Origin of the sequence: Oerskovia sp. Root22, assembly GCF_001429135.1 — a bacterium.
Classification (GTDB): Bacteria; Actinomycetota; Actinomycetes; order Actinomycetales; family Cellulomonadaceae; genus Oerskovia; species Oerskovia enterophila.
In genome coordinates, this window is the sequence record NZ_LMIL01000011.1 from 247333 (window position 1) to 271675 (window position 24343).

The window sequence follows — 24343 nt, forward strand, 5'->3', positions numbered from 1 at the left end:
GCGAGACTACGACACCTTCTCGGCGGCGGCCGCGAGCTGCGGCACGTACTGGTCGAGCATCCACGGGATCGAGAGCGCGGTGGGGGCGCTCGACGCCATGACGAACGACTCGCCGACGATCGGGGCGAAGCGGCCCTCGGCCACGGTGGGCATCGCGGCGATGACCGGGTCGGCCACGAACGTGTCGACGTCGGCCTGCGTCGCGAAGTACATGATGAGGACGTCGGTGTCGATCTTGGAGACGTTCTCGTAGCTCAGCGGGTACCAGAAGGTGCCGGACGTCGGGTCGGCGTCGAGCTCCTCGACGCTCGGGGAGAGCGTCATGCCGAGGTCCTCGACGACCTGCACGCGCGGGTCCTCGGCGCGGTAGACGTTGAGCTGGTCGGCCGTGTTGGCTGCCGCGTACAGGAACGACTTGCCCTGGATGACGGGGTACGCGTCCGACTGTGCGGTGATGCCGGCGGTCGTCTCCTCGACGAGCGCGTCGGCCTCCTCCGACAGGCCCAGGGCGTCACCGACGATGTCGAGCTGCTCCTGCCAGGACAGCGCCCAGGGCTGGTCCGGGTAGGCGACGACCGGCGCGATCTTGGAGAGCTTGTCGAACTCCTCCTGGGTGATGCCCGAGTAAGGGGCCAGGATGACGTCGGGCTTGGCCGCGACGACCTCCTCGAACGGCACCTCGCTCGTGTCGCCGCCCGAGAGCAGCGTCGGCGTCTCGGCGCCCATCTCGTCGAGCTTCTCGGCGACCCAGGGGAGCACGCCGTCCTCGTTGCCGCCGTACTTGTAGGCGGGCATCGCGACGGGCACGACGCCCAGCGCCAGGACGGCGTCCTGCGTCGACCAGCCCCACGTCACGACGCGCTCGGGCTTCTCCTCGATGACGGCCTCGCCGAGCGCGCTGTCGATCGTGACGGGGAAGGCGCCCTCGGACGCGGTGCTGTCGGCTGCTGGCGACGAGGCGTCGTCGCCCGACCCGCCGGAGCAGGCGCCGAGCGCGAAGGCGGTGGCGACGGTCGCGGCGACCAGGGCCGTGGGCCGGAGCCGTCGAGAGATGGTGCGAGCGGACATGATGCTCCTCGGTCGGTGCTGCGCGGGGGATGCTGCTAGAGGTAAGGCTAACCTCATCGGCTGGGAGCGAGGGGCGGCCGTGGGCGGTGAGGGTCAGTGGGATGGTTCACAACGCGGTGTCATCTCCCGGCCGGGGCGTGTCGGGGAGCGGCCGTCCGGGGCTGGTCGGTGTGCTGGTGCTGGTGCTGGTGCGGTGCGGTGCGGTGCTGGTGCCGAGCACGAGGTTGCGGTCGTTATGACCGGCTTGGTGACCGCAACCTCGTGCTCGACCGCACGGAACCTCGTGCTCAGTTCCCCCGGTGGTCCTGGATCGAGAGCCTCGGCCCCCGCCGCGGCGCGTGCCCCAGCCCCGACACCTCGAGCAGCCGCACGACCCGGTACCGGTGGGGCGCGTAGGGCGCGAGCAGCCGCAGCATCCCGGCGTCGTCGGTCCGTTCGCCGGTCAGCGCCCAGCCGACGGCCTTGGCGAGGTGGAAGTCGCCGACCGACACCGCGTCCGCGTCTCCGAGCGCCCGCTGCCCGACCTCCGCGGCCGTCCATACCCCGACCCCGGGCACGAGCTGCAACCGCGCCTGCGCCGCGGTCGGGTCCATCGCGGTGCACTCCTCGAGCCGGCGTGCGACGCGCGCGCACTCGACGACGGTCCGCGCCCGTCGGGGGTCGACGCCGGCCCGGTGCCAGTCCCACGTGGGGATCGTGGCCCAGGTCCGGGCGTCGGGGACCACGCGCATGCCGTCGGGGGCAGGGCCCGGCGCGGGCGTCCCGTAGCGTGCGAGCAGCCAGCGCCACGCGTGGTGGGCGGTCACGGTCTGCACCTTCTGCTCGAGGACCGCAGGCACGAGCGCCTCGAGCACCCGCCCGGTACGGGGGACGCGCAGCCCGGGGTGCCTGCGGTGCGCGTCCGCGAGGCGGGCGGGAGGCGCGAAGGAGGCTGCGTCGTCGGGCTCCCCGAGGAGCGCGGGGAGCGACGCGGCGAGCTCGCCCGCCCCGGGCCCCCACGCCTGCCCGACGACGTCACGCACCCCCGCCTGCACCAGGCGGTAGGTCACGGGCCCGGTCGGGAAGAGGCTCGTGCGCCAGGTCCCAGCCTGAGGGCCGGTCGGCACCACGCGGAACGTGGGGTCGTAGGGGCCGCGCGCGAGCTTCGCGAGCGTCGAGCGCAGGTCGAGCGGGCGCTCGGAACGCAGGACGAGGGGGAGCGGTGCGGTGGAGGTGTCGACAGGGTCGGCCGGTCCTGTCCCGGCGAGCGCCGGGGCGGGGAGCGGAGACGCGGTCATCGCTCCAGTGTCGCACCGGAGCCTGAGGCTCCCGGTGGGACGATCTGCCGAGCACGAGGTTGCGGTCGTTATGAGCCGCGGAACGGACGCAACCTCGTTCTCGGCGCGCACCGGGGGATCGTGTGGAGCCGCGGACGGGGAAAGCGGGACCAGGCCCGGAACAGGGACGAGGCCGCCGCCGGACGGGCAGCGGCCTCGAACCGTTCGGGCGGAGCGTCAGTCGAAGAGCGTCGACTCGGTCCAGGCGTCCGCGGCGGCCTTGCTCGCGGCACTCGCCCCGACCTTGGTGGCCGCACGGCCCGCAGCGGCCGGCCGCTTGGCGGGCGCGACCGCGAGGTCGTCGGTGCCAGCGAGCGTGGCCCGCTCCTCGCCGCGCCCGGCGGCCCAGTCCTGCGCAGCGAGGCCTGCGAGCTGGTCGGCCCGCTCGTTGAAGTGGTTTCCGACGTGCCCCCGCACCCACCGGAACCGCACCGGTCCGGGGCGGGCCTGGATCGCGGCCTCGATGCCCTGCACGAGCTCGAGGTTCTTCACGGGGCTGCCGCCGGCCGTCCGCCAGCCCTTGCGCTTCCAGCCCTCGAGCCACTCCGACGCGCACTTGATGGCGTACTGGGAGTCGGACTCGATGAGGAGCGGCTCTGCGCTCTGGTGGGCGCGTACCGCCTCCAGCAGAGCCATGAGCTCCGCGATCTGGTTCGTCCCGGAGGCTGCGCCGCCCGAGTCGAAGGTTCCGTCGTGGTTGATCCACGCCCAACCGATCGCTCCACCCGGGTTGACCAGGCACGAGCCGTCGGTGCTGACAGTGATCACTTGTGCGTCCTCGCTCATCGGAGTCGGAAGTCCGTCGCGCCCATTGTCCCCGACTTTCGGGGGCGCCAGGACCGCTGTCTGCTCGCTGTGCGCCCGACGGCGGAGCGCACCCGTGCGCGCGTGGTGCGCTCCGTCGTCGGGCACCGGGAACGGGGTGACGGACGCCTCAGGCGAGCGACGACCGCCGGGCACGACGAGCCCAGGAACCTCCGACAGCACGACGCCCCCGCCCCCACCGGTGACCGGGGGGAGCGAGGGCGACGCGTGATCAGGCCGTGGTCAGCTGACGCCGAGCAGGTCGATCACGAAGACGAGCGTCTTGCCGGACAGGCGGTGGCCACCACCGGCCGGGCCGTACGCGAGCTCCGGGGGGCAGACGAGCTTGCGGCGCCCGCCGACCTTCATCCCCGGGATGCCCTGCTGCCAGCCGGCGATGAGGCTGCGCAGCGGGAAGTTGATGGACTGGCCACGGCTCCAGGACGAGTCGAACTCCTCGCCGGAGTCGTACTCGACGCCCAGGTAGTGGACGTTGACGGTCGAGCCGGGCTGCGCCTCGGCGCCGTCGCCGACGATCAGGTCGACGACCTCGAGCTCGGTGGGGGCCGGGCCCTCGGGGGCATCGACCTCAGGACGGGTGCGTTCGGTGTTCTCGGACATGTTCCGATCCAACCACGGGACGCCCCCGCAGCGGCTGTCGGAACTCCCGCGAACCGCAGAACCGTGCGGAAAAGTTGGGGATCCCGAAACCCACGAAGGCCCCATTCTTGCCATGATGAACGCATGACACCCCCCGCTGCCCCGAGCTCCGGCATGCCCGCGCACGCCGGCGAGGCCCGCCGTCGGACCCCTCAGGAGATCCGTCGCTGGCGCCAGTACCTGGCCGACGAGCGTGCTGAGGCCGCGTCCTACCGCGACCTCGCGTCGCGCCGCTCGGGCGAGGAGAAGGAGATCCTGCTGGCGCTCGCGGACGCCGAGAAGCGCCACGAGGACCACTGGCTCGCGCTGCTGGGCGACGACGCAGGCAAGCCCCTGCGCGGCGACTGGCGCACACGGTCGCTCGGGCTGTTCGCGCGCCGGTTCGGCGGGGTGTTCGTGCTCGCTCTCGCACAGCGGGCCGAGGCCCGCTCGACATACGAGACCGACGTCGACGCGACCGCTGCGATGGCCGCCGACGAACGCATCCACGAGGAGGTCGTGCGAGGGCTCGCGACGCGCGGGCGCATGCGCATGTCGGGGACGTTCCGTGCCGCGGTGTTCGGCGCGAACGACGGCCTGGTCTCCAACCTCGCGCTGATCCTGGGGATCGGGGCGTCGGGTGCGTCGAACGAGACCGTGCTGCTCACAGGTCTCGCGGGCTTGCTCGCCGGCGCGCTGTCGATGGGGGCGGGCGAGTACGTGTCGGTGCGGTCGCAGCGCGAGCTGCTCGACGCTTCGACGCCCAGCCCGCTGGCCTCGGCCGCGCTGCCGCACCTCGACGTCGACGCCAACGAGCTCGCGCTCGTCTACCGGGCACGTGGCCTGACGCCTGAGGAGGCCGAGAGGCACGCGGGCGAGGTGCTGTCGACGTACACCGCGGCGACCGTGATCGCCCCGGCCGCCGAGGTGGACGAGTTCGAGACGCACGGCTCCGCGATGGGGGCGGCCGTGTCGTCGTTCCTCTTCTTCGCGTCGGGCGCGCTCGTCCCGGTGCTGCCGTACCTGTTCGGCCTCCAGGGCGGGGTCGCGGTGCTCGTCGGGAGCGTCCTCGTGGGGTTGGCGCTGCTCGGGACGGGCGCAACGGTCGGGCTGCTGTCGGGGGCGTCACCCGTCAAGCGGGCGCTGCGCCAGATCGCGATCGGGTTCGGTGCGGCCGCCGCGACGTACGCGCTGGGGCTGATCTTCGGGACCACGGTCGGGTAACGGGGCGGGTCGTGGGCGCGGGTGAATCGCCCGCCGTCGGCATGCGGAGCGCGGCGGCCTCTCCTACGGTGGGAACTCGTACGACCGTTCCACCGACGAGGATGCCGATGCCCAGGTCTGCCGCAGCTCTCCCCGTGCGCTCCCGCGCGCGTCGGTGGCTCGTGCGCGGACTGGTTGCCGGTGCCGGCGCCGGGGTCGGGACGCTCCTCGCGATCGGGACGGCCGGCTCGGCTGCCGCGGCCGACGACCCGCTCGGTGTCGGTGGGCTCCTCGCCCCCGTGACGGGCACGGTCCAGCAGGTCGTGGAGCCGATCGTCACCCCCGTCGTGCACGACGTCGTCAAGCCCGTGCTCGACCCGGTCGTGCAGCAGGTCGTGACTCCCGTGGCGAAGCCGGTCGCACCGGTCGTCGAGGCGGTCGCAGCGCCGGTCGCCCCCGTGGTCAAGCCCGTGGCCGACGTCGTCGCTCCCGTCACGGGGGGCGTCGCCCAGGTCGTGGCACCGGTCGCGGAGCCCGTGGTGGATGCTGTCGCTCCGGCGGTCACGCCCGTGCTCGACGCGCTCGCCCCGGTGACCGCACCGGTCGCCGACTCGCTGGCTCCGGTGGTCGCGCCGATCCTCGAGCCGCTCGCTCCCGTGCTGAACCCGGTGCTCGATCCGCTGGCCCCCGTGGTCGGCGCGCTCGACCCGGTCCTCGGGTCGGTGCTGGATCCTCTGGCCCCGGTCGTGGACCCGATCCTCCCGGGGACGGGGCCCGGGACGGTTCCGGGTGATGGCAACGAGGTGGTCCCCTCTGTTCCCGGCGGGACGGCTCCTGGAAAGGGGGTCGACGACGTCGCGACCGTTCCGGACGCGGCACCCCACCTGGGTGGGGGAGCGACCGGTCCTGACGCGTCGCCCCCAGCACTCGGGGTGGAGACGTCGGTGGACGGGCTCGAGGCCGCGGCGCCCGGCCGTCTCCGTCTCGGCGACAGGGCGCCTTTCGGCTCGCTCGCTTCCGTCTCTGATACCTCCGCAGCTGTGCTGAGCAGCCCCACCCACGGACCCCTGGGGAGCCCTCTGTCCGGGCCCGGGGGAGTCGACTCCGCGGCGCCGTCGAGCGGTTCCAGCACCGTGTCCCCTCGTGGCGGCTCCGGTGGTGACTCGGCTCTCTCGGCCGCCTCCCTGTTCTTCGCCCCCTCGACGCTCTGGGCGCTGCCCGACGCCGAGGCGCGTGCGGCCCACTCCTCCACGTTCTTCGAGGTCCCTGTCTCCCCTGCATGACCTGGCCACGTCGCGCCCTCGCGTGCGGCACGAGCCATCCGGCGCAGCCCCCTTCGCGGCGCGCCGTCCACGTCATGCAAGGAGAAACGATCATGCACACCTACGTTCGTCGTGCGCTGCAGACAGCGCTCGTCACAGGCGGCCTGCTGGCCGTCGGGGCCGTCTCGGCCCAGGCCTCCGAGGGGGACCTCCTCGGCAACCTCGGACTCGACCTCGGGGTCGACGTCCCGCTCAGCCAGGTCGTCGGGGTCCTCCCCGACGTCGCGGTCGACGTCCCGGTGAACGTGCCGGTCAACGTCTCGGACGTCGCCGTCGGGGTCCTCGGGGACGCTGCGGTGAGCTCGCCTGCACCTGCACCTGCACCTGCACCTGCACCTGCACCCGCTCCTGCGCCGGCTCCGGTCACGGCACCCCCGACGGGTGGCCCTGCGGACATCGCGATCGACGTGCCGATCACGGTCCCGGTGGACGTCTCCGGCGTCGCCGTGGGCATCCTCGGGGACGCTGCGGTGAGCTCACCTGCACCTGCACCTGCACCTGCACCCGCACCGGCGCCTGCACCTGCACCCGCACCGGCGCCCGCTCCGGTGTCCGACGCCGAATCCGCCGGCGTCGATGTCGACGTGCCGGTCACGGTCCCCGTGAACGTCTCGGGGATCGCCGCAGGCGTCCTGGGGGACGCGACGGTCTCGTCGCCTGCTCCTGTCCAGCCGGTGGCTGCAGTGCCCGCTCCCGCGGGGAGTGAGGCGCCGTCGGGCGGTGTCTCGGTCGACATCCCCGTGACGGTGCCGGTCAGCGTGACGGACATCGCGGTGGGCGTTCTCGGAGACGCTTCAGTCAGTCCTGGTGCAGTTGCTGGTGCCGGCACAGGTACCGACGCAGGGGGCGCCACGGGGATCCCGGGCGGCCTGCTGGGTGGGCTGACCGGTGGTGGTCTGTTGGACGGCGTCCTCGGTGAGGACGGGCTCCTTGACGGGATCCTCGGGGGCGACGGCCTGCTGGGGTCACTGCCCGACGTCAGCGTGAACCTGCCGATCACCGTCCCGGTGGACGTGTCCTGCTTGGGCGTCGGCCTCCTGGGCAACGCCTCGGTCGGGTGCCCTGCCGCGGCAGTCATCGACCCCACGGACCCGACCGACCCGACCGACCCGACCGACCCGACCGACCCGACCGACCCGACCGACCCGACCGACCCGACCGACCCTACGGACCCGACGAACCCCGTCGACCCCGCTGACCCGGTCATGCCGACGATCTCGGTCGACCCCGCCGGGTCGACGGACACCGTCCAGACGGTCAGCCGTCAGGTCGTGACGGGATCTGGCACGGTCGCCGCAGCCTCGGTCACGGCGGCGAGGTCGGGATCGCTCGCGACGACCGGTGCGGACTATGGGCTGCTGGCGTTCGCCGGTGTCCTCGTCCTCCTGGGCCAGGCGGTCCGCCTCCTGGTGCGTCGACGCGAGCCGACGCGTGAAGCGGGGATCCGCTCGGTGGACTGAGCCGATCCTGTCGCGCTGATGCTCGGCTGAACCGCAGGGCCGGGCCGTTCGTCCCTCGGACGGCCCGGCCTCGAGCGCGCCTGCCTGAACCCGGCTCGGATGCTCGTGCCGCGGCGACCCGGCTGTGTCTTCTGCGGAGCCACCACACATGTGGTGGCTCCGCAGAAGACACAGCCGGGTCGCCGGGCAACACGAGCCGATGCCACCGGTCACCGCGACCCCGCCGATCAAGGCGCCCGACGGCGGACCGGTCGGCCGCCGTCGGGCAGGGAGGTGCGCTAGACGACCAGGCCCAGCAGCAGGATCACGATCAGCGCCACGACCGACAGCACGCACTCCATGACGGACCACGTCTTGAACGTCTGCCCCACGGTCATGCCGAAGTACTCCTTGATGAGCCAGAACCCGGCGTCGTTGACGTGGGACAGGAACACCGAGCCCGCGCCGATCGCGAGGACCAGCAGCGCCGCGTGCGTGGGCGAGAGGTCCGCGGCGAGCGGGGCCATGATCCCGGCGGCCGTGATGGTCGCGACCGTCGCCGAACCCGTCGCGACGCGGATGAGCGCCGCGACCAGCCATCCTGCGAGGAGCGGCGAGAGGTTCGCGTCGGAGATCCCGCTCGCGATGACGTCGCCCACTCCCGTGTCGACGAGCGTCTGCTTGAAACCGCCGCCCGCGCCCACGATCAGCAGGATGCCCGCGATCGGGGCGAAGGACTTGTCGACCAGCGTGCTGATCTCGTCGCGCGTGCGACCCATCGCGCTGCCGAACGCCACGAGCGACACGAGCGACGTGATGAGCAGCGCGACGAGCGGCGTCCCGATGAACTCGAGCCCCTTGCCGACGGGCGACTCCAAGGTCCCGGTCATCTCGACGACCGTCCGGGCCAGCATGAGGATCACGGGCAGCAGGACCACGGTGACGGCGACCGCGAAGCTCGGGCGCGGGGCGTCCTCGTCGCGCTCGGACACGCCCAGGACGGTCGTGGGCGGGGGCAGCTTGACCCAGACAGCGAGCGGCTTGGCGAGCAGGGGCCCCGCGACGATCACGGTCGGCACCGCGACGAGCAGCCCGAGCCCCAGCGTCAGGCCGAGGTTCGCGCCCAGTGCGTCGATCGCGAGCAGCGGCCCCGGGTGCGGGGGGACCAGGCCGTGCAGCGCGGACAGCCCCGCGAGGGCCGGGATGCCGACGAGGATCGGGGAGACCTTGGAGCGTCGCGCGACCATCATGACGACGGGGATGAGCAGGACCACGCCGACCTCGAAGAACAGCGGGATGCCGACCACGAACGCGATGAGCGCCATGGCCCACGGCAGCCGCTGCAGGGGCGTGCGCGCCAGGATCGTGTCGACGATCTGGTCCGCGCCGCCCGAGTCGATGAGCATCTTGCCGATGATCGCGCCGAGCGCGATGAGGACGCCGACCCCCGCGACGGTCGAGCCGAGCCCTGCCGAGAAGCTCACGAACGCGCTCACGAAGTCGATGCCCGCGACGATCGCGAGGACCGCCGAGCCGATCATGAGGGACAGGAACGGGTGGAGCTTGAGCCACACGATCAGGACGATGATCGTGGCGATCCCGAGCACCGCCGCGAGGATGAGCTGGGTCGTCCCGGCGTCGGTCGTCGGTGTCTCGGTGGCTGCGCGCAGGGCGCCCGCGGCGAGCGGGTGCGAGGCGAGGGTGAGCATCATCGCTCCTCGGGGTGGATGGAAGTACTGGTCGGGGTGCGCCGCGCTCGTCCGTCGGCGCGGGGGATCGTGGGGTGGGGCAGGGCCGTGGACTCGAGGATCCGGTCCACGAGCTCCTCGGGCGGTGCGCCGACGTCGAGCGTGATCCCGTCCTCGTCGGCCGCGAGGGGTTCGAGCGTCGCGAGCTGGGACGGCAGCAGGGACGCGGGCATGAAGTGCCCGCTGCGGTGCGTCATGCGGTCCTCGAGCAGCTCGGTGCTGCCCGTGAGGTGCACGAACCGGACACGCCCGTGCGCGGTCCGCAGCAGGTCCCGGTAGCTGTGCTTGAGCGCCGAGCACGTCACGACCGCCGAGTCGCCCTCGGCGGCCTGCTCGTCGAGCCAGTCGCGCATCGCGCGGAGCCAGGGCCAGCGGTCCTCGTCGGTGAGCGGGGTGCCCGCGCTCATCTTGTCGATGTTGGCCTGCGGGTGGAACTCGTCCGCCTCGGCGTACGGGCGGTGCGTGCGTTCCGCGAGCAGGGTCGCGACCGTGGTCTTGCCCGAGCCGGCGACACCCATGATGACGAGGTGCACGGGGGCGAGGTCGACCGCGGGAGTCCTGTCCGGGGCCGCGCCCGAAGACGGGGTGACGACCCGGTCCGGGGTGGGGCTGACGTCTGTGTCCATGAGGGGGTTCCTTGGCTGTCCGTCGACTGCTGCGTCGTGCGCGGACCTCTGTGGCCGCCCACCGAGCATGCACGATTGGTATCACCTTTGGCAAGACAATGGTGTGACCTATGAAAGGGCCGTAGGCTCGACCCATGTCCGCGACGGTGCTCCACAGCTCGGTGACCGACGTCCTCGGTCACCGCATCACCGCAGGTCACCTCCCTGCGGGCAGCACGTTGACCCTCGACGGGATCGGAACCGAGTTCGGTGTCTCGCGCACCGTGACCCGCGAGACCATGCGCCAGCTCGAAGCGCTCGGCCTCGTCCGCTCGGGGCGTCGCATCGGCCTGGTCGTGCTCCCCGAGCAGGACTGGAACGTCTACGACGCCCGGATCATCCGCTGGCGCCTCGCCGGACCCGGCCGGGACGCGCAGCTGCGCTCGCTGACCGAGCTGCGCTGCGCCGTCGAACCCCTGGCCGCCGCAGGCGCCGCACGGCACGCGACCCCCGAGGCCCGCACAGAGCTCGTCGAGCTCGCCGAGCGCATGCGCGAGCTGGGCGAGGCCGGACGCCTCGAGGAGTTCCTCGTGCTCGACATCCGCCTGCACGCGCTGCTCCTGCGGTCGTCGGGCAACGAGATGTTCGCCGCGCTGCACGAGGTCGTGGGCGAGGTCCTCGCCGGGCGCACGCACCTGGGCCTCATGCCGCAGGCCCCCGTCGCCGAGGCGCTCGACGAGCACGAGGCCGTGGCCCGCGCGGTCGCCGCGGGGGATGCCGCCGAGGCCGAGCGCGCCATGGCCGCGCTCGTCGGGGAGGTCCGGGCCGCGCTCACGGCCTGACGCACCCACGGCCTGACGCGCCCACGGCCCGACGGAGCCACGCGCCCTGCGCGGTGACCTGAAGTTCTGAGACGGTCGCCTCAGGAGACGGTTTTCCGACCGCCGCGAGGTAGCCTCGTCGATCGTGCCCCGCCTCGACGGCATCCTTGCCGACACGACCCCGCTCCGCGTCTCCCCGCCGTTCCGTCGGCTGTGGTGGGGGCTCGGGGTCTCCAACCTCGGCTCGCAGCTGACCGTCGTCGCCGTGGGGCTGCAGGTGTACGCGCTCACGGGCTCGACGCTCGCGGTCGGGGTGCTGGGCATCTTCGCGCTCGTGCCCCTCGTGGCGCTCGGCCTGTACGGGGGCGCGCTCGTCGACGCCTACGACCGCCGCAAGGTCGCGCTGCTCGCGTCGTGGGCGCTGTGGGTCGTCACGGGTCTGCTCGCGCTCCAGGCGTGGCTCGACGTCGGGTCGGTCGGGGTCCTGTACGGGCTCGTGGCGCTCCAGTCGGCCGCGTTCGCGATCAACAACCCCGCGCGCTCGGCGATCATCCCGCGCCTGGTCGAGCCCCGGCTCCTGCCCGCCGCGAACGCGCTGCAGACCATCTCGTGGAGCATCGCGCTGACCGTGGGCCCGCTGCTCGGCGCGTTCCTCGTGGCGCTGTGGGGGTACGGGATCGCGTACTCGATCGACGTGGTGCTGTTCGCCGCGGCGCTGTGGGCCGTGTGGCGGCTGCCGTCGATCCCGCCGGTCCTGTCTCCCGAGGACACGTCGTCAGAGCTGGACCGGGCTCCCCACCGGGGCACGTCTGACGACGTGGCCGGTGACGAGGCCGGGGAGCCGTCGGCGCCCCGCCGCAAGGTCGTCGGCATCAGCTCGGTCGTCGACGGCCTGCGCTACCTCGCGACCCGGCCCAACGTGCGCACGACCTTCCTGGTCGACCTCGCCGCGATGATCCTCGCGTTCCCGCGCGTGCTGCTGCCCGCGGTCGGCGTGCTCTTCATCGGTGGCGGCGAGACCACGACAGGGGTGCTGAGCGCGGCGTTCGCGGTCGGCGCGGTGCTCGCCGGGGTCTTCTCTGGCGCGCTCTCGCGCGTGCGCTGGCAGGGGCTCGTGATCGCGTGGGCCATCACGGCGTGGGGGCTGTCGATCGCGGCGTTCGGTGCCGTGCTGCTCCTCGTGGGCTCGACCGACCCGCCGCAGGTGCTCGTGGGCGGCCTGGCCGCGGCGTGCATCGCGCTCGCGCTGGCCGGGGCGTCCGACGCGGTGAGCGCGGTCTTCCGCCAGACGATCCTCCAGACCGCGACCCCCGACGACATGCGCGGCCGCCTCCAGGGCGTCTTCATCGTCGTCGTCGCGGGCGGCCCGCGCCTGGGCGAGGTGGTCCTCGGCGCCCAGGCGAGCTGGTTCGGCGAGGCGTGGGCCGCGGTCGCGGGTGGGCTGGCCTGCATCGTCGTGGTGTGGCTGATCCTGCGGACGCAGCCGCGCTTCCTCAGGTACGACGCGCTGCACCCCGAGCCGTAGGGGTGTCGGAGCGCAGCTCTCGCGCGGCGCTCGCGGGCCCGACGACGTCGGCCCGTTCGTGGGTCGGCTCGCCGAGTGTGCAGCTCAGGTCGTCGCACGCGCCGGGCGGCAGCCGAACTGCACACCCGGGGTCGCGGTGCCGCGGTACCGTCCCCTCGTGGAGATCGAGGAGGAGCTGCCGCCGTTCTGGTTCGGCCAGGAGGTCTGTGTGCTGGGGGCGACGGACGGGATCGCCGGGACCGGCGTGGTGCGCGGGGTCTCGCGTCCTGGGCCGGGTGAGCCCTGGGCCTTCGCCGTCGAGCTCGACGGCGAGGCCGACCTCGTCGGCGCCGCTGCCGAACGCCTCGTAGCGACCGGCTGGTTCCGCGACGACGAGAGGCGTCGGGCGACCGTCGAGCAGCACGAGCGCGAAGCATCCTCGCGGCCGGGCGAACGCCTGCGCCGTCGTCACGTCTCCCTCCGGACGCACGTCGAGGCAGGCGGTGCCGACGAGGCGGCAGCCAGGGCGCGCGCGGTCGTGGCCGCGCTCGGCCTCGAGCCCGTCGACGTCGACGAGCCCGTCGAGTACTGGAAGGTCCCGGGCACCTGGGTCGTCGTGACCGGGCTCGCCTGGCCGCGGGTCGCGAGCGACGACGCCGAGGCCGCCGTCCTGCACCTCGTCGCCTCGACGGGCCTCGACTGGGCTCCGGTCTCGGGGACCCCGGCGGGGTGCGACGCCGTGTGGAACCCGGGCGACGCCGTCGACCCCCGGACGAGGCACGTCACCTGGATGGTCCTCGACGCGATCGCGTGACGCTCACCACGGTCGCTTCACCGCGCGACCGCGCCCTCTCGTCACTATCGTCGAAGGGAAACCTGACACGGAGGGGGTCGTCATGACCAGCAACGACGCAGGAGCGGCGGGGGATCCCCGCGCTCAGGCGCAGGCCAAGCGGCTCAACAAGAAGGTCGTCGGGATCAGCCTCGCAGCAGCGCTCGGTGGCTTCCTGTTCGGGTTCGACACGGCGGTGATCAACGGGGCCGTCGACTCCCTGTCCGAGACGTTCGAGCTCAACGCGGCGATCACGGGCTTCGCGGTCTCGTCCGCGCTGATCGGCTGTGCGGTGGGTGCGTGGTTCGCGGGTCCGGTCGCGAACAAGATCGGCCGCATCAAGGTCATGCTCATCGCCTCGGCGCTGTTCTTCGTGTCGGCGTTCGGGTCCGGCCTCGCGTTCTCGGTCGTGGACCTGATCCTGTGGCGCGTCATCGGCGGCCTGGGGATCGGGGCCGCGTCGGTCATCGCTCCCGCGTACATCGCGGAGGTCTCCCCGGCCCGCATCCGTGGCCGGCTCGGGTCTCTGCAGCAGCTCGCGATCGTGACCGGTATCTTCGCCTCCCTCCTCACCGACGCAGCGCTGGCCGGGGCCGCGGGCGGCGCGTCGAACGTCCTGTGGCTGGGTCAGGAGGCGTGGCGCTGGATGTTCATGGCCGCGGCCGTCCCGGCGGTCGCATACGGTCTGTTCGCGCTGCGCATCCCCGAGTCGCCCCGCTACCTGGTCGCCAAGGGGGAGACCAAGAAGGCCGCCGAGGTCCTGCGGGAGTTCACGGGGGTCCAGGACGTCGACCACAAGATCGCGGACATCGAGAACTCCCTCAAGTCCGACACCAAGGCCTCGCTCAAGGACCTGCGGGGCAAGCGGCTGGGCCTCAAGCCGATCGTCTGGGTCGGCATCCTGCTCTCGGTCTTCCAGCAGTTCGTGGGCATCAACGTGATCTTCTACTACTCGACGACGCTGTGGCGGTCGGTCGGGTTCTCGGAGGACGACGCGCTCCTGACCTCGGTCATCACCTCGGTCACCAACATCGTGGTGACGATCGTCGCGATCTTGCTGATCGACCGGATCGGCCGCCGCATCCTGCTCCTCGCGGGGTCGACGGGCATGTTCGTCTCGCTGGGCATGATGGCCGTCGCGTTCACGCAGGCCACGATGACCACGGCCTCCGACGGCACGTCCACGGCCTCGCTCGACGGCGCCTGGGCCACGGTCGCGCTCATCGCGGCCAACGCGTTCGTGGTGTTCTTCGGGGCGTCGTGGGGGCCGGTCGTCTGGGTGCTGCTGGGCGAGATGTTCCCCAACCGCATCCGTGCGAGCGCGCTGGCCGTCGCCGCGGCCGCGCAGTGGGTCGCGAACTTCGCGATCTCGACGTCGTTCCCCGTCCTGGCGGACATCGGTCTGAGCTTCGCGTACGCGTTCTACGCGTTCTTCGCGTTGCTGTCGCTGTTCTTCGTCTTCTACAAGATCCCGGAGACGCGCGGCAAGGAGCTCGAGGACATGCGCGACGACTTCGTGATCAAGCGGGGCCACATCGTCGAGTCGGCCTGAGGCACAGCCCCGCCCCTGCCGAGAAGTGAGCAGATGCCCCTGATCCGCGCGGATCAGGGGCATCTGCTCACTTCTCGGCGTAGAGGCGCGGTGCGCTACGCGAGCCCCGCGTCCCGCGCGACGATCGCGGCCTGCATGCGCGTCGTGACCTGGACCTTCGCGAGCACGCGCGACACGTGCGTCTTGGCCGTGGCCTCGCTGATGAACAGCTCGTCGGCGATGCCCTGGTTCGACAGCCCCCGCCCGAGGGCCGCGAGCACGTCGACCTCGCGCGGGGTCAGCTCGCGGAGCCGCGCGGTGGTGTCGCTGCGTTGTTCGTCGGCCGGCGTCCCGCCCGCCCGTCCCGTGCCCGACGGCGCCGCTCGCCCCGCGAGGTGAGCGGCGCCGTCGGGCCTCGGGGCGGACGCGAACGCCGCCAGCAGGCGGCGCGTGACCTCGGGGGCCAGGACCCCGTCGCCCGCCGCGACCCGGCGGACCGCGTCGATGAGCGCAGCGGGCTCCGCGGTCTTGAGCAGGAACCCTGCGGCCCCGGCGCGCAGCGCCTCGTCGACGTACTCGTCGAGGTCGAACGTCGTGAGGACGAGGACCTCGGCGAGCTTCTCGGAGACGATCGTGCGCGTGGCCTCGATGCCGTCGACGCCGGGCATGCGCAGGTCCATGAGCACGACCTCGGGGCGCAGCGCGCGGGCGTTGGTGATCGCGGCCGCGCCGTCGCCGGCCTCGCCGACGACCTCGATGTCCGGGGCGGAGTCGAGCAGGAACCGGAGGCCGGCGCGGATCGCGGCGTGGTCGTCGGCGAGCAGGACGCGGATCATGCGGGGTCTCCGGGTGGGTCGGTGTGGCGTGGAGCGCTGCGACCGTGCGGGGTCGGTGAGATCCCGTCGGCCGAAGAGTTGTCAGAACTGGGCCGGTCGATACCCCGGCCTGCTTCTGACAACTGATCCGTGGCGGTCGTGGCGGTCGGGGGACCGGCCGGTCGGCCCAGGGGCAGCACGGCCCGCACGTGCCAGGCGCCCCTCGCGGCGCGGGGGCCGGAATCACGTGCGTCGACAGGGCCCGCCCTGAACGTGCCGCCCAGCGCCTCGGCGCGCTCGCGCATGGTGAGGAGCCCGGTGCGGGTGCTCAGGCTCGGCGGGAGCGGGCGGGGTTCGTCGGTGAGGGAGCTCGTGACCTCGACCGTGAGGCGGTCCGGTCCCAGCCCGAGCGTGACCAGCACCCGCCCGCCGGGCGCGTGCTTGGCGGCGTTGGTCAGGGCTTCCTGCACGATCCGGTGCGCAGCCTGGTCGACGGCCGCGGGGAGGGTCGCCGAGCGGGCGCCTTCCGGGTCCTCGACGTCGACCGTGAGCCCCTGCGCGCGTGCGGAGACGAGGACGTCGTCGAGCCGGGCGAGCCGTGCGGGGGCGGCGACGGCCTCGCCCCCGAGCACCGTGGCTCTGTTGTCAGAACTGAGCCGGTCCATACCCCGGCCACGTTCTGACAACTGATCGGCAGGGGCGAGGGGCACCCCGTCGCGCAGGTCTGGAGGACCACTGTCCGGGGACAAGTTGTCAGAACTGAGCCGGTCCATACCCCGGCCACGTTCTGACAACTGATCCACGCCCGACGCACCAGCGCGCGGCGCACCCTCCCGCGGCAGGTCCGAGCGCAGCAGCAGGATCATGGCCCGCATCTCCTCGAGCGACGTGATGCTGCTCGACCGCACGAGCTCGAGCGCGGCGCGGTCCCGCGCGGCATCGGGTGGCGACGCGAGCGCAGCCCCCGAGTGGATCGCGATGGCGGACAGGTGGGACGCGATGACGTCGTGCAGGTCGCGTGCCATCGCGGCCCTCTCCGCGCGCACGGCCTCGTGCTGCCCCAGCGTCGCGATCTGCTCGAGGTCGGCCGCACGCTGGGCCTCGAGGTCGGCGCGCTCCGCCTCGAGGTCGGCCCGCTCGGCGGCGAGGTCCGCGAGGTCGGACTTCTGCCGCACGTTCGCGGCCCACCAGAGCGGTGTCGCGAGGATCGCCGCGACCTGGATGCCGCCGACCACGAACCCTTGCACGTCCCGGTAGTGCTCACCCGTGAGCACCGCGACCGCGACGACCAGCACCCCGACGGCGACCCCCACCACCGTCCGCAGCCGCCTGCTGCCGTGCAGCCCGCTCGCGTAGAGCAGGTCCCACAGGACCAGGACCATGCCGAGGCTGCCCCCGAACGACAGGTCGACCGCGAACGCCACGGTCCCGACGCTGAGCGCGACCGCCGGATGCGCGCGCTTGAAGACCAGCGCGACGCACCCGGCGAGCAGGGGCAGCACATGCCACCAGCGCCCGTCGACCGTCACGAGTGGCGGGATCGACCACACCTGCACGACGTCGACGAGCAGGAGCAGGACCCCGATCACGAACATCCCGACGGCGTTGTACGCGTCGCCGCGCCTGCTGTCGGTGCGCAGGCCCGTGGCGACGGTGCTGACCGCGCGCCGCACGTGTGACGCACGGGGTGACGAGCCGGCGGCCCGGGCGTCCGGAGCGCCCGAGCCGCCGCCACCACCAGCGCCGTCGCCGTCGCCGGCGCCGGCGGACGCGGTCGCGGTCGCGGTCACGCCGTCCGACGCAGGAGCGGGCAGGGGATCGGGCACGTTCCCATCTCAGCACAGGGGGCCGAGCCATGGATCGCCCGAACGATGTACGGCGCGGCGCAGCGCCCGGCAAGGATCGCCCGTCCGCCCGACGACAGGCCCATCTCCGGCAGCGAGCCTTGCGACATGGAACTCCTTCCTCTCCTCGGGGCGCTCGCGGTCCTGGCCCTCGTCGACTCGACGAGCTTCGGCACCTTGCTGATCCCGGTGTGGCTGCTCATGACCCCGGGCCGGGTGCGGGTCGCGCGGATGCTCGTCTACCTGGCCACGATCGTCGGGTTCTATCTCGCGGTCGGCCTGGTCATCGCGCTCGGCGCGGGCGCGTTCGCCGACGTCCTCGGACAGGTCGTCGAGACCCGCCCGGTCAGGATCGTCGAGCTGCTGCTCGGGGTGGGCCTGGTCGCGTACAGCTTCCGGATCGACCGCCGGTCCAAGGGGGCGTCGACCGGTCAGGGGCGCGTCCTGCGTTGGCGGGCCCGCGCGATGGGGACGTCGGGCGGGGAGGGCGTGGCGCCGTCGGGCCTGGTCCCCCTGCCCGACGGCGGAGCGCACCCCGTGCGCGAGACCCCGCCCCGCGCGGGCGTCGACACCGCGCCGGAGACGGGATCCGTGACGGCCCTCATGGGCCTCGCGCTGGGCGCCGCGGCGATCGAGCTCGCGTCGATGCTCCCGTACCTCGCGGCGATCGGGCTGCTCACCCAGGCGGGCCTGGGGTGGCCGACGACCGGGCTGGTCCTCGCGGGGTACTGCATCGTCATGGTGCTGCCCGCGCTCGTCCTGCTGGCTGGTCGGGTCCTCGCGGCCCGGCAGGTGGGCCCGCTCCTCGACCGGCTCAACGAGTGGATGACGAAGAACGCGGCGTCGACCACGGCGTGGGTCGTGGGGATCGTGGGCTTCCTGCTCGCGCGCGACGCCGTGGTCTGGCTCGGCTGGATGGGCTGAATGTCCGCGGATCTTGCCGGAACGGCAACCGGACTTGCCTCGGGGTGGGGTGCGGCCGCAAGGTCGGGAGTGACGGCCGTCCCGGGCCGGCACCGACCCGAGGAGCGAACGTGACCCAGCAGCACGACCACGAGAACGACCCTGCCCACGACCACGACCACGAGCACGGCCACGGCCACCAGCAGCACCATTTCGACCAGGCCTTCTGGGACGAGCGCTACGGCTCGACGACCGCGGTGTGGAGCGGCAACCCGAACCCGCAGCTCGTACGCGAGGTCGCGGACCTGCCCACGGGCCGGGCGCTCGACGTGGGCGCGGGCGAGGGAGCCGACTCGGTGTGGCTCGCGCAGCAGGGGTGGGACGTCGTCGGGCTCGACGTGTCGCCCGTGGCGCTCGAGAAGGCTGCGTCCCACGCCGCCGCGGCAGGGGCCGAGGTCGCGGCGCGGATCGAGTGGCGCCAGGGCGACCTGCTCGGGTGGGAGCCGGCGGACGAGCGGTTCGACCTCGTGACGGCCCACTTCATGCACCTGCCGGCCGACCTGCGCCGGCAGGTCTTCCCGCGCCTCGCGCAGGCGGTCGCGCCGGGCGGGCGGCTGCTCGTCGTCGGGCACCACCCCGCGGACCACGAGACCGTGCGCAAGGACTTCGACGAGCACTTCTTCTACACGGGGGACGACCTCCTGGCCGAGCTCGACCTCGACGGGTGGGACGTCGAGACGAACACCGCGCCCGAGCGCGAGATGCTCGGCGCCGACGGGGAGCCCGTGACGATCCGCGACACGGTGCTGCGGGTGCGGCGGCCGTAGAGCAGTCCCCGCCTACGCCTGGCGCGCGGTGCGGAGCGTGATCCCCTGCGGCCCGGCCTCGAGAGCGGTCACGTGGGCCGTCGAGCCGTCGGGCAGCAGCACGACGAGCCGGTCGCTGCCGTTCGCGCGGACGCGGGCGTACTGGAGCTGGGTCGTCAGGTCGTGGACGCCGAGGGGCCGGGCGCCGTCGCCGGCAGCCGCACCGGCAGCAGGTGACGGTGGGGCGGTCGTGCCCTGCTGCCCGACGGCGTCGCTCACCGCGTCGGTCGGGTGCAGGGCCGGGGTGGGCCGGGCCTCGTAGGACTGGAGCGTGCCGACGATCGAATCGATGAGGTCGTCGACCTCGGTGACGTCGTAGCCCTCACGCCATTTCGTGGCCGAGAACCGGGCGCCTCGGGCCTCGACCGAGGTGAGCAGTCCCGGGCCGGGACGGCCGCCCGCCTCGTACGCCTTGAGCGTCGCGCTGACGTCGTCGAGGTAGATGTCGACCTGCTCGACGTCGTAGCCCTCGCGGAACTTGGTCGCGGTGAACGTCGTGTCCAGGACCTGCTGGGCGGTCAGCATGCGGGGCTCCGATGGGTGGGGTGGGACGGAGGACGGCGCCGGGGTGGACCCTCCTGCGTGAGGTGGACCCCGGCAGGGTCCACCTCACGCGCTCGGCTCCACCCCGGCGTCGGGGTCGTCAGTTGGACGATGCCGCCGACGACGTGGACGACGATCCGTTCGACACGGCCTGGCCGCTCAGGTGCCCACCGGCCAGCCCGGCGATGAGCTGGTTGATGTCGACGCCCGTGAGCTGCTTGATGACCTGCTGGCCCTCGCCCAGGACCGACGCGACGTTCTTGGTGATCGCGCTCGCGCCGTCGGTCGAGATGACGGTCATGCCCTGGATCTTGCCGATGGGCTCGGCCGCGGCGCGGACGATCTCCGGCAGGCGCTCGATGAGCTCCTGGACCAGTGCCGCCTCGCCGTACTTCTTGAGCGCCTCGGCCTTGGCGTCGGTCGCGACGGCCTCGGCGCGGCCCTCGGCCTCGACCGCGAACGCGCGTGCCTCACCCTCGGCCTTGATACCGACGGCCAGGGCGACCTGGCGGTCACGCTCGGCCTCGCCGGCGCGACGGACGGCGGCCGCGGAGGCCTCGGCGTCCTGGATCGCGGCGGTCTTGTTGGCCTCGGCGATCGTGGTGCGCTTGTACGCGTCGGCCTCGGTGGCGGCGTTCGACGAGTCACGCTGGGCGTTGGCTCGCTGGACCTCGGCGTAGGCAGCGGCCTCGGCGGGCTTGCGGATCTCGATGTCGAGGCGCTCCTGCGTCACGCGGGCCTGCTCGGACAGCGCCTCGCGCTCCTCGACCGCGACGAGCCGCTCCTGCTCGGCGCGCGCGAGCTGACCCGCGGCCTCGGCCTCGGCGTTGGCCTTGTCGGTCTCGGCCTTGATGATGGCGCGCTTGAGGTCGAGCGCCTTCTGGCGCTCGGCGATCTGCTCGGCGGCGTCGATCGCGGCGAACTCGGACGCGCGCTGGGCCTCGGCCTCGGAGACCTCGGCGACCTGGCGGGCGCGGGCGGCCTCGGCACGACCGAGGTTGGCGAGGTAGTCGGAGCCCGGGGTCGAGATGTCCGAGATGTTGAGGAGGTCGACCTGCAGGCCCTGCTCCGAGAGGTCCGTCTTGGTGGACTCGACGACGCGGTCCGAGAGGCCCTTGCGGTCGGAGATGATCTGCTCGATCGTCATGTCGCCCACGATCGAGCGCAGCGAGCCCTCGAGGGACTCCTTGATGATCTCGGTCAGCGTGCCCTGCTGGGACAGGAAGCGCTGGGCTGCGCGACGCACGCCCTCCTCGTCGCCACGGACCTTGAAGTTGATCGACGCCTTGATGGCGATCTTGATGCGGTTCTTGTCGACGCCCTCGACCGTGATGCCGATCTGGCGCTGCTCGAGCGAGATGGAGAAGCCCTGCTGGAGGATGGGCCACACGAACGTGCGGCCGCCCGTGACGACGCGCTGGCCGGTGCCGGCGGCCTCCTTGCGGCCTGCGCCGCGCCCGACGATGATCAGGGCCTCGTTCGGGGGAACGCGGCGGATGCGCTTGGCGATGAACGTGATGATCGCGAAGAACGCGATGATCAGGGCGATCGTGGCGATGATGCCGACGACGTTGGAATCTTCGAGCATGTCTGTACGCGCCTGCGGCGCGACTCCTTTCGGTGGCGGGTCGTGCGAGCGGGTCGTGCGGTGGTGCGGGTGGTGCTGCCGGGTTCCCGGGATGACGGGGTCCCTGGCGGGAGGGTCAGTCGTCGGGCGGAAGGGTGAGCCGCTGGGCCGGCGGGTCAGTCGTTGGGGTAGTGGCGCCGGACGCGGACGCGCGTGCCGGACTGCTCGAGGACCACGACGCGGGCTCCGGTCGGGATGGGCTCGTCGGCCCAGGCGAGGCGCCGTTCGAGCTCGTGCGCGGCGTCGAGCGAGACCTCGCCGGTCGCGGCGGAGATGTCGCTGGTCGCGGTGCCCTGGACGCCCACGAGGGACACGGGCACGGCGTCGTCGGACTCGCGCAGCTTCTTGGTGAGCACGTGCACGAGGAGGACCACGAGGACCGCGAGCACCGCGGAGCCGACGTACGCGAGGACGATCGGCAGGTCGTTCGACACGACGATCGCGCCGGTCGCGCCGAACACGATGGCCCCGACGCCCAGCGAGGTCCCGGACACGGCTCCGTCGCCGAGCTCGATGAACTCACCGAGGATCATCGAGAACAGGACGAGAGCCAGCCCGACGATGCCGACGACGACGAACGTGATCACCGTGAAACCCCCCTGGGGTCGGTCACGCCCCGCCGTCGAGCACTGGTCGCCCGAACACTTGACGCGATCGTGAACTTGCCCGAACTCTAGCGTGACTCAAGGGTGCCCTTCGACGAGATGGGGACTCCGCACCATGGGGTCTTCGGCCCTCGGTGGTCGGCCCGAGTGCCGAGGACGAGTTGTCAGAACCGCACCGGGGTATGGACCGGCTCAGTTCTGACAACTGAGCCGTGGCGTCAGCGGGAGAGCTGGTCGAGCAGTACGCCGAGGTTCCCCGCCGCGGTGTCCCGGTAGCCCTGCACCCATTCGCCCTGGTAGTCGCGCGGCGCGACCTCGGTCACGAGCAGCGCGCTGAGGTACGCGCGGTACAGGAGCAGGCGGACGTCGCCGGCCCCGAGCGTGCTCGCCCCGGGCCTCGCCCGCCCGACGACGTCGCGCCCGTCCGGTGCGCCGCCGTCGGGCCGGATTTCACCCGGCACGGGCGACGCGAACCACGGCTCGGCGACCGGTAGCCGGCCACCTGCGTCGCGGTAGCCCGCGAGCAGCGCGGGCGGGACCGGGCCCAGCCCGAGCTGGTCGGCTCCCGCGAGCTCGTACAGCGGGTCGCCCCACAGGCTGCGCTCGGTGTCGATCACGCCGCTCAGGCGCAGCGCCGACGACACGTCGGGGGAGAGGAAGAGGTTGCCGGGCCACAGGTCGGTGTGGACGAGCGCGGGGACCGTGACCTCGGCGAGTGCGTCGTGGTGGTCCGCGAGGGCGCCCCGCAGCGCGTCGGCGGGCAGCACGACGCCCCACGTCTCGGCGTCGGCGAGCAGGGCCTCGACCATGCGGCCGAACGCCTCGGGCCACGTCGGGGCGCTCAGGCCCGACGCCTGCGCGGGATACCCGAACGACTCTCCCGTCACGGTGTGCAGGCGGGCCATGAAGGCGCCGAGGTCGTGCCGGACCTGGGCCGTCGCGGCGTCGTCGAGCGGGGGAAGGGTGTTCCACACGTCGCCGTCGAGGAACGACACGACGAGCGCGTCGCCGTCGACCACCTCGCGGCTGAAGTCGCTGTGGACCACGCGCGGCATGAGGAGTTCGGGACGGTCGGCCGCGCGGCGGTAGACCTCCTCCTCGGTGCCGAGGATCCCGTGCTCGTAGCGCAGGAGCCGGGACGTGTCAGCGCTCGTGACCTTCACGACGCAGCGCCGCCCGTCGGTGAGGTCGACGCGGTAGGTCGAGGCGAACATCCCGCCGTCGAGGGGGCCGGCCGCAGCCACCTCGCCGAGCGGGGCGAGCAGTCGGGCGAGCTGGTCGTCGGTGACCGTCATCTTGGTGAGCACGCGGAGATCGTATCGATTCGACGGGTGGGGCGGAAGGCTCGTCGGCGCTCGGCGCTCGGCCCGCGATCGGTTGTCAGAAGTGCACCGGGGCATCGATCGGCTCAGTTCTGACAACTGATCTCTTGCCATGCTGGCAAGTCATCCATAGACTTGCCAGCATGGAAAATGACTTCCGTGAGGACGGGTCCCCGAGCGGCACGCCCGGGCTCTCCCGGGCGCAGGCGCGTGCAGCACTCGAGGGGCTCGACGCCGACGGGGCGACGCTCGCGGAGCGCGCGGTCACGCCCTGGTGGTACCACCTGACGCTCGGCACGATCGTGGCGGTGATCATCTGCACCCAGGCGCTGCCGTCCCCGGTCTCGCTCATCACGCTGCCGGTCGCCCTGTTCGCGCTGCCGGTCCTCGTCCTCGTCTACCGCCGCCGCTACGGTCTGTGGTTCAGCCAGCCGGCGGGACCTCGGTCGAAACGCATCTACCAGGTCATGCTGGCGACGATCCTGCTCTGCTTCGGCGCCATGCTGCTCGTCAGGTTCACCGAGATCGAGTACACGTGGGTGCTGGTGCCGGCGTCCGTCGGGTTCGTCGCGGCGGTCGTGCTCGGCCCGCTGTACGACAGGGCCTTCCGGCGCGAGCTGGCCGGGACGGAGCGATGAGCACCACCCCCGCGTTCAACGAGGTCGTCCACTCGCCCGTCCGCCTGCGCATCTGCGGGGTGCTCCGGCGGGGAGCGGAGCTCGAGTTCGCGGTGCTGCGCGACACGCTCGGCCTGAGCGACGCGAACCTGTCCAAGAACCTCCGGGTGCTCAGCGACGCCGGGTTCGTCACGGTGCGCAAGGAGAGCTCACCGGACCGGAGCGACGCGCGCCGCCTCACCTGGGTCACGCTCACCCCGGACGGCCGACGCGCGGTCGAGGCCCACCTCGCCGCGCTCGCGCAGATCGCCGCCGGCTGAGCCCGGCCCCGCCTGCGCGTCGGGCCCACCTGGCACTGCTCGCCTGCGC

Annotated in this window: 23 protein-coding genes; 11 read left to right on the forward strand and 12 right to left on the reverse strand. The window is 72.6% G+C overall.

Features of this window, described 5'->3' with window-relative positions:
• Nucleotides 1–6: 6 nt before the first annotated feature.
• From ASE15_RS16555 to ASE15_RS16570, 4 genes are all read right to left on the reverse strand, one after another.
• Complete coding sequence (locus ASE15_RS16555) at nt 7–1068, reverse strand: iron-siderophore ABC transporter substrate-binding protein (RefSeq protein ID WP_056652900.1); 1062 nt, start codon at nt 1066–1068, stop codon at nt 7–9.
• Nucleotides 1069–1355: 287 nt separating this feature from the next.
• The gene (locus ASE15_RS16560; protein WP_235534502.1) at nt 1356–2345 is read right to left on the reverse strand and encodes a DNA-3-methyladenine glycosylase; all 990 of its coding nucleotides are present in this window, start codon (nt 2343–2345) and stop codon (nt 1356–1358) included.
• A 216-nt stretch (nt 2346–2561) separates the two neighbouring features.
• Entirely contained in the window at nt 2562–3152 is a 591-nt protein-coding gene (locus ASE15_RS16565; protein ID WP_082618523.1) for a ribonuclease H, read from the reverse strand.
• 279 nt (nt 3153–3431) lie between these two features.
• Nucleotides 3432–3809, reverse strand: a complete 378-nt coding sequence (locus ASE15_RS16570; protein ID WP_056652896.1) for an FKBP-type peptidyl-prolyl cis-trans isomerase — start codon at nt 3807–3809, stop codon at nt 3432–3434.
• 153 nt (nt 3810–3962) lie between these two features.
• On the opposite strand from ASE15_RS16570, the gene ASE15_RS16575 reads away from it, so the two are divergent.
• The 3 genes from ASE15_RS16575 to ASE15_RS21245 all read left to right on the forward strand — a co-directional run bounded on the left by ASE15_RS16575 (nt 3963) and on the right by ASE15_RS21245 (nt 7812).
• Nucleotides 3963–5051 (forward strand): VIT1/CCC1 family protein, encoded by a 1089-nt coding sequence (locus tag ASE15_RS16575; RefSeq protein ID WP_056652893.1) that lies wholly within the window; start codon nt 3963–3965, stop codon nt 5049–5051.
• Between the two features lie 107 nt (nt 5052–5158).
• Nucleotides 5159–6313, forward strand: a complete 1155-nt coding sequence (locus ASE15_RS16580) for a hypothetical protein (RefSeq protein ID WP_157277260.1) — start codon at nt 5159–5161, stop codon at nt 6311–6313.
• 92 nt (nt 6314–6405) lie between these two features.
• Nucleotides 6406–7812, forward strand: a complete 1407-nt coding sequence (locus ASE15_RS21245; RefSeq protein ID WP_056764500.1) for a hypothetical protein — start codon at nt 6406–6408, stop codon at nt 7810–7812.
• A gap of 278 nt (nt 7813–8090) precedes the next feature.
• Here the strand turns inward: ASE15_RS21245 and ASE15_RS16590 are convergent, their stop codons facing one another.
• Both ASE15_RS16590 and ASE15_RS16595 read right to left on the reverse strand, forming a co-directional pair.
• Complete coding sequence (locus ASE15_RS16590; protein WP_056764502.1) at nt 8091–9503, reverse strand: gluconate:H+ symporter; 1413 nt, start codon at nt 9501–9503, stop codon at nt 8091–8093.
• Nucleotides 9500–10165, reverse strand: coding sequence for a gluconokinase (locus ASE15_RS16595; RefSeq protein WP_200960567.1), 666 nt, complete (start codon nt 10163–10165; stop codon nt 9500–9502). The genes ASE15_RS16590 and ASE15_RS16595 overlap by 4 nt, the downstream gene beginning before the upstream one ends.
• Nucleotides 10166–10299: 134 nt before the next feature.
• Between ASE15_RS16595 and ASE15_RS16600 the strand changes: the two genes are divergently transcribed.
• From ASE15_RS16600 to ASE15_RS16615, 4 genes are all read left to right on the forward strand, one after another.
• On the forward strand, nt 10300–10986 hold the full coding sequence (locus tag ASE15_RS16600) for a FadR/GntR family transcriptional regulator (RefSeq protein WP_056764504.1): 687 nt from the start codon (nt 10300–10302) through the stop codon (nt 10984–10986).
• 124 nt (nt 10987–11110) lie between these two features.
• On the forward strand, nt 11111–12490 hold the full coding sequence (locus ASE15_RS16605) for an MFS transporter (protein WP_056764505.1): 1380 nt from the start codon (nt 11111–11113) through the stop codon (nt 12488–12490).
• Nucleotides 12491–12647: 157 nt separating this feature from the next.
• The gene (locus tag ASE15_RS16610) at nt 12648–13283 is read left to right on the forward strand and encodes a hypothetical protein (RefSeq protein WP_157277261.1); all 636 of its coding nucleotides are present in this window, start codon (nt 12648–12650) and stop codon (nt 13281–13283) included.
• Nucleotides 13284–13365: 82 nt separating this feature from the next.
• A complete protein-coding gene (locus tag ASE15_RS16615; RefSeq protein ID WP_082609042.1) occupies nt 13366–14853 on the forward strand; it encodes a sugar porter family MFS transporter in 1488 nt (495 codons plus the stop codon).
• A 95-nt stretch (nt 14854–14948) separates the two neighbouring features.
• Here the strand turns inward: ASE15_RS16615 and ASE15_RS16620 are convergent, their stop codons facing one another.
• On the reverse strand, nt 14949–15668 hold the full coding sequence (locus tag ASE15_RS16620; protein WP_056764509.1) for a response regulator transcription factor: 720 nt from the start codon (nt 15666–15668) through the stop codon (nt 14949–14951).
• Nucleotides 15665–17473 (reverse strand): histidine kinase, encoded by a 1809-nt coding sequence (locus tag ASE15_RS16625; protein WP_157277262.1) that lies wholly within the window; start codon nt 17471–17473, stop codon nt 15665–15667. The genes ASE15_RS16620 and ASE15_RS16625 overlap by 4 nt, the downstream gene beginning before the upstream one ends.
• 126 nt (nt 17474–17599) lie before the next feature.
• Between ASE15_RS16625 and ASE15_RS16630 the strand changes: the two genes are divergently transcribed.
• Complete coding sequence (locus ASE15_RS16630) at nt 17600–18415, forward strand: GAP family protein (RefSeq protein WP_056764514.1); 816 nt, start codon at nt 17600–17602, stop codon at nt 18413–18415.
• A 110-nt stretch (nt 18416–18525) separates the two neighbouring features.
• On the forward strand, nt 18526–19221 hold the full coding sequence (locus tag ASE15_RS16635; protein ID WP_082618526.1) for a bifunctional 2-polyprenyl-6-hydroxyphenol methylase/3-demethylubiquinol 3-O-methyltransferase UbiG: 696 nt from the start codon (nt 18526–18528) through the stop codon (nt 19219–19221).
• A 12-nt stretch (nt 19222–19233) separates the two neighbouring features.
• Here the strand turns inward: ASE15_RS16635 and ASE15_RS21575 are convergent, their stop codons facing one another.
• The 4 genes from ASE15_RS21575 to ASE15_RS16655 form a co-directional block, all read right to left on the reverse strand.
• Nucleotides 19234–19785, reverse strand: a complete 552-nt coding sequence (locus ASE15_RS21575; protein ID WP_056764515.1) for a DivIVA domain-containing protein — start codon at nt 19783–19785, stop codon at nt 19234–19236.
• A 118-nt stretch (nt 19786–19903) separates the two neighbouring features.
• Nucleotides 19904–21391 (reverse strand): flotillin family protein, encoded by a 1488-nt coding sequence (locus ASE15_RS16645; RefSeq protein ID WP_056764517.1) that lies wholly within the window; start codon nt 21389–21391, stop codon nt 19904–19906.
• Nucleotides 21392–21546: 155 nt separating this feature from the next.
• Complete coding sequence (locus tag ASE15_RS16650; RefSeq protein WP_056652860.1) at nt 21547–22017, reverse strand: NfeD family protein; 471 nt, start codon at nt 22015–22017, stop codon at nt 21547–21549.
• A gap of 236 nt (nt 22018–22253) precedes the next feature.
• Nucleotides 22254–23342 (reverse strand): phosphotransferase family protein, encoded by a 1089-nt coding sequence (locus ASE15_RS16655; RefSeq protein ID WP_056764520.1) that lies wholly within the window; start codon nt 23340–23342, stop codon nt 22254–22256.
• A gap of 158 nt (nt 23343–23500) precedes the next feature.
• On the opposite strand from ASE15_RS16655, the gene ASE15_RS16660 reads away from it, so the two are divergent.
• Both ASE15_RS16660 and ASE15_RS16665 read left to right on the forward strand, forming a co-directional pair.
• Entirely contained in the window at nt 23501–23995 is a 495-nt protein-coding gene (locus ASE15_RS16660) for a hypothetical protein (protein WP_056764523.1), read from the forward strand.
• Nucleotides 23992–24294, forward strand: coding sequence for a transcriptional regulator (locus ASE15_RS16665; protein WP_056652850.1), 303 nt, complete (start codon nt 23992–23994; stop codon nt 24292–24294). Before ASE15_RS16660 ends, ASE15_RS16665 begins: the two co-directional genes overlap by 4 nt.
• Nucleotides 24295–24343: the final 49 nt, after the last annotated feature.

What these genes read in the sequence shown, in the direction of transcription:
- ASE15_RS16555 (WP_056652900.1), bottom strand. Translation starts at nt 1,068, where the DNA reads ATGTCCGCTCGCACCATCTCTCGACGGCTCCGGCCCACGGCCCTGGTC.
- ASE15_RS16560 (WP_235534502.1), bottom strand. Translation starts at nt 2,345, where the DNA reads ATGACCGCGTCTCCGCTCCCCGCCCCGGCGCTCGCCGGGACAGGACCG.
- ASE15_RS16570 (WP_056652896.1), bottom strand. Translation starts at nt 3,809, where the DNA reads ATGTCCGAGAACACCGAACGCACCCGTCCTGAGGTCGATGCCCCCGAG.
- ASE15_RS16575 (WP_056652893.1), top strand. Translation starts at nt 3,963, where the DNA reads ATGCCCGCGCACGCCGGCGAGGCCCGCCGTCGGACCCCTCAGGAGATC.
- ASE15_RS16580 (WP_157277260.1), top strand. Translation starts at nt 5,159, where the DNA reads ATGCCCAGGTCTGCCGCAGCTCTCCCCGTGCGCTCCCGCGCGCGTCGG.
- ASE15_RS21245 (WP_056764500.1), top strand. Translation starts at nt 6,406, where the DNA reads ATGCACACCTACGTTCGTCGTGCGCTGCAGACAGCGCTCGTCACAGGC.
- ASE15_RS16590 (WP_056764502.1), bottom strand. Translation starts at nt 9,503, where the DNA reads ATGATGCTCACCCTCGCCTCGCACCCGCTCGCCGCGGGCGCCCTGCGC.
- ASE15_RS16595 (WP_200960567.1), bottom strand. Translation starts at nt 10,165, where the DNA reads ATGGACACAGACGTCAGCCCCACCCCGGACCGGGTCGTCACCCCGTCT.
- ASE15_RS16600 (WP_056764504.1), top strand. Translation starts at nt 10,300, where the DNA reads ATGTCCGCGACGGTGCTCCACAGCTCGGTGACCGACGTCCTCGGTCAC.
- ASE15_RS16615 (WP_082609042.1), top strand. Translation starts at nt 13,366, where the DNA reads ATGACCAGCAACGACGCAGGAGCGGCGGGGGATCCCCGCGCTCAGGCG.
- ASE15_RS16620 (WP_056764509.1), bottom strand. Translation starts at nt 15,668, where the DNA reads ATGATCCGCGTCCTGCTCGCCGACGACCACGCCGCGATCCGCGCCGGC.
- ASE15_RS16630 (WP_056764514.1), top strand. Translation starts at nt 17,600, where the DNA reads ATGGAACTCCTTCCTCTCCTCGGGGCGCTCGCGGTCCTGGCCCTCGTC.
- ASE15_RS21575 (WP_056764515.1), bottom strand. Translation starts at nt 19,785, where the DNA reads ATGCTGACCGCCCAGCAGGTCCTGGACACGACGTTCACCGCGACCAAG.
- ASE15_RS16645 (WP_056764517.1), bottom strand. Translation starts at nt 21,391, where the DNA reads ATGCTCGAAGATTCCAACGTCGTCGGCATCATCGCCACGATCGCCCTG.
- ASE15_RS16660 (WP_056764523.1), top strand. Translation starts at nt 23,501, where the DNA reads ATGGAAAATGACTTCCGTGAGGACGGGTCCCCGAGCGGCACGCCCGGG.
- ASE15_RS16665 (WP_056652850.1), top strand. Translation starts at nt 23,992, where the DNA reads ATGAGCACCACCCCCGCGTTCAACGAGGTCGTCCACTCGCCCGTCCGC.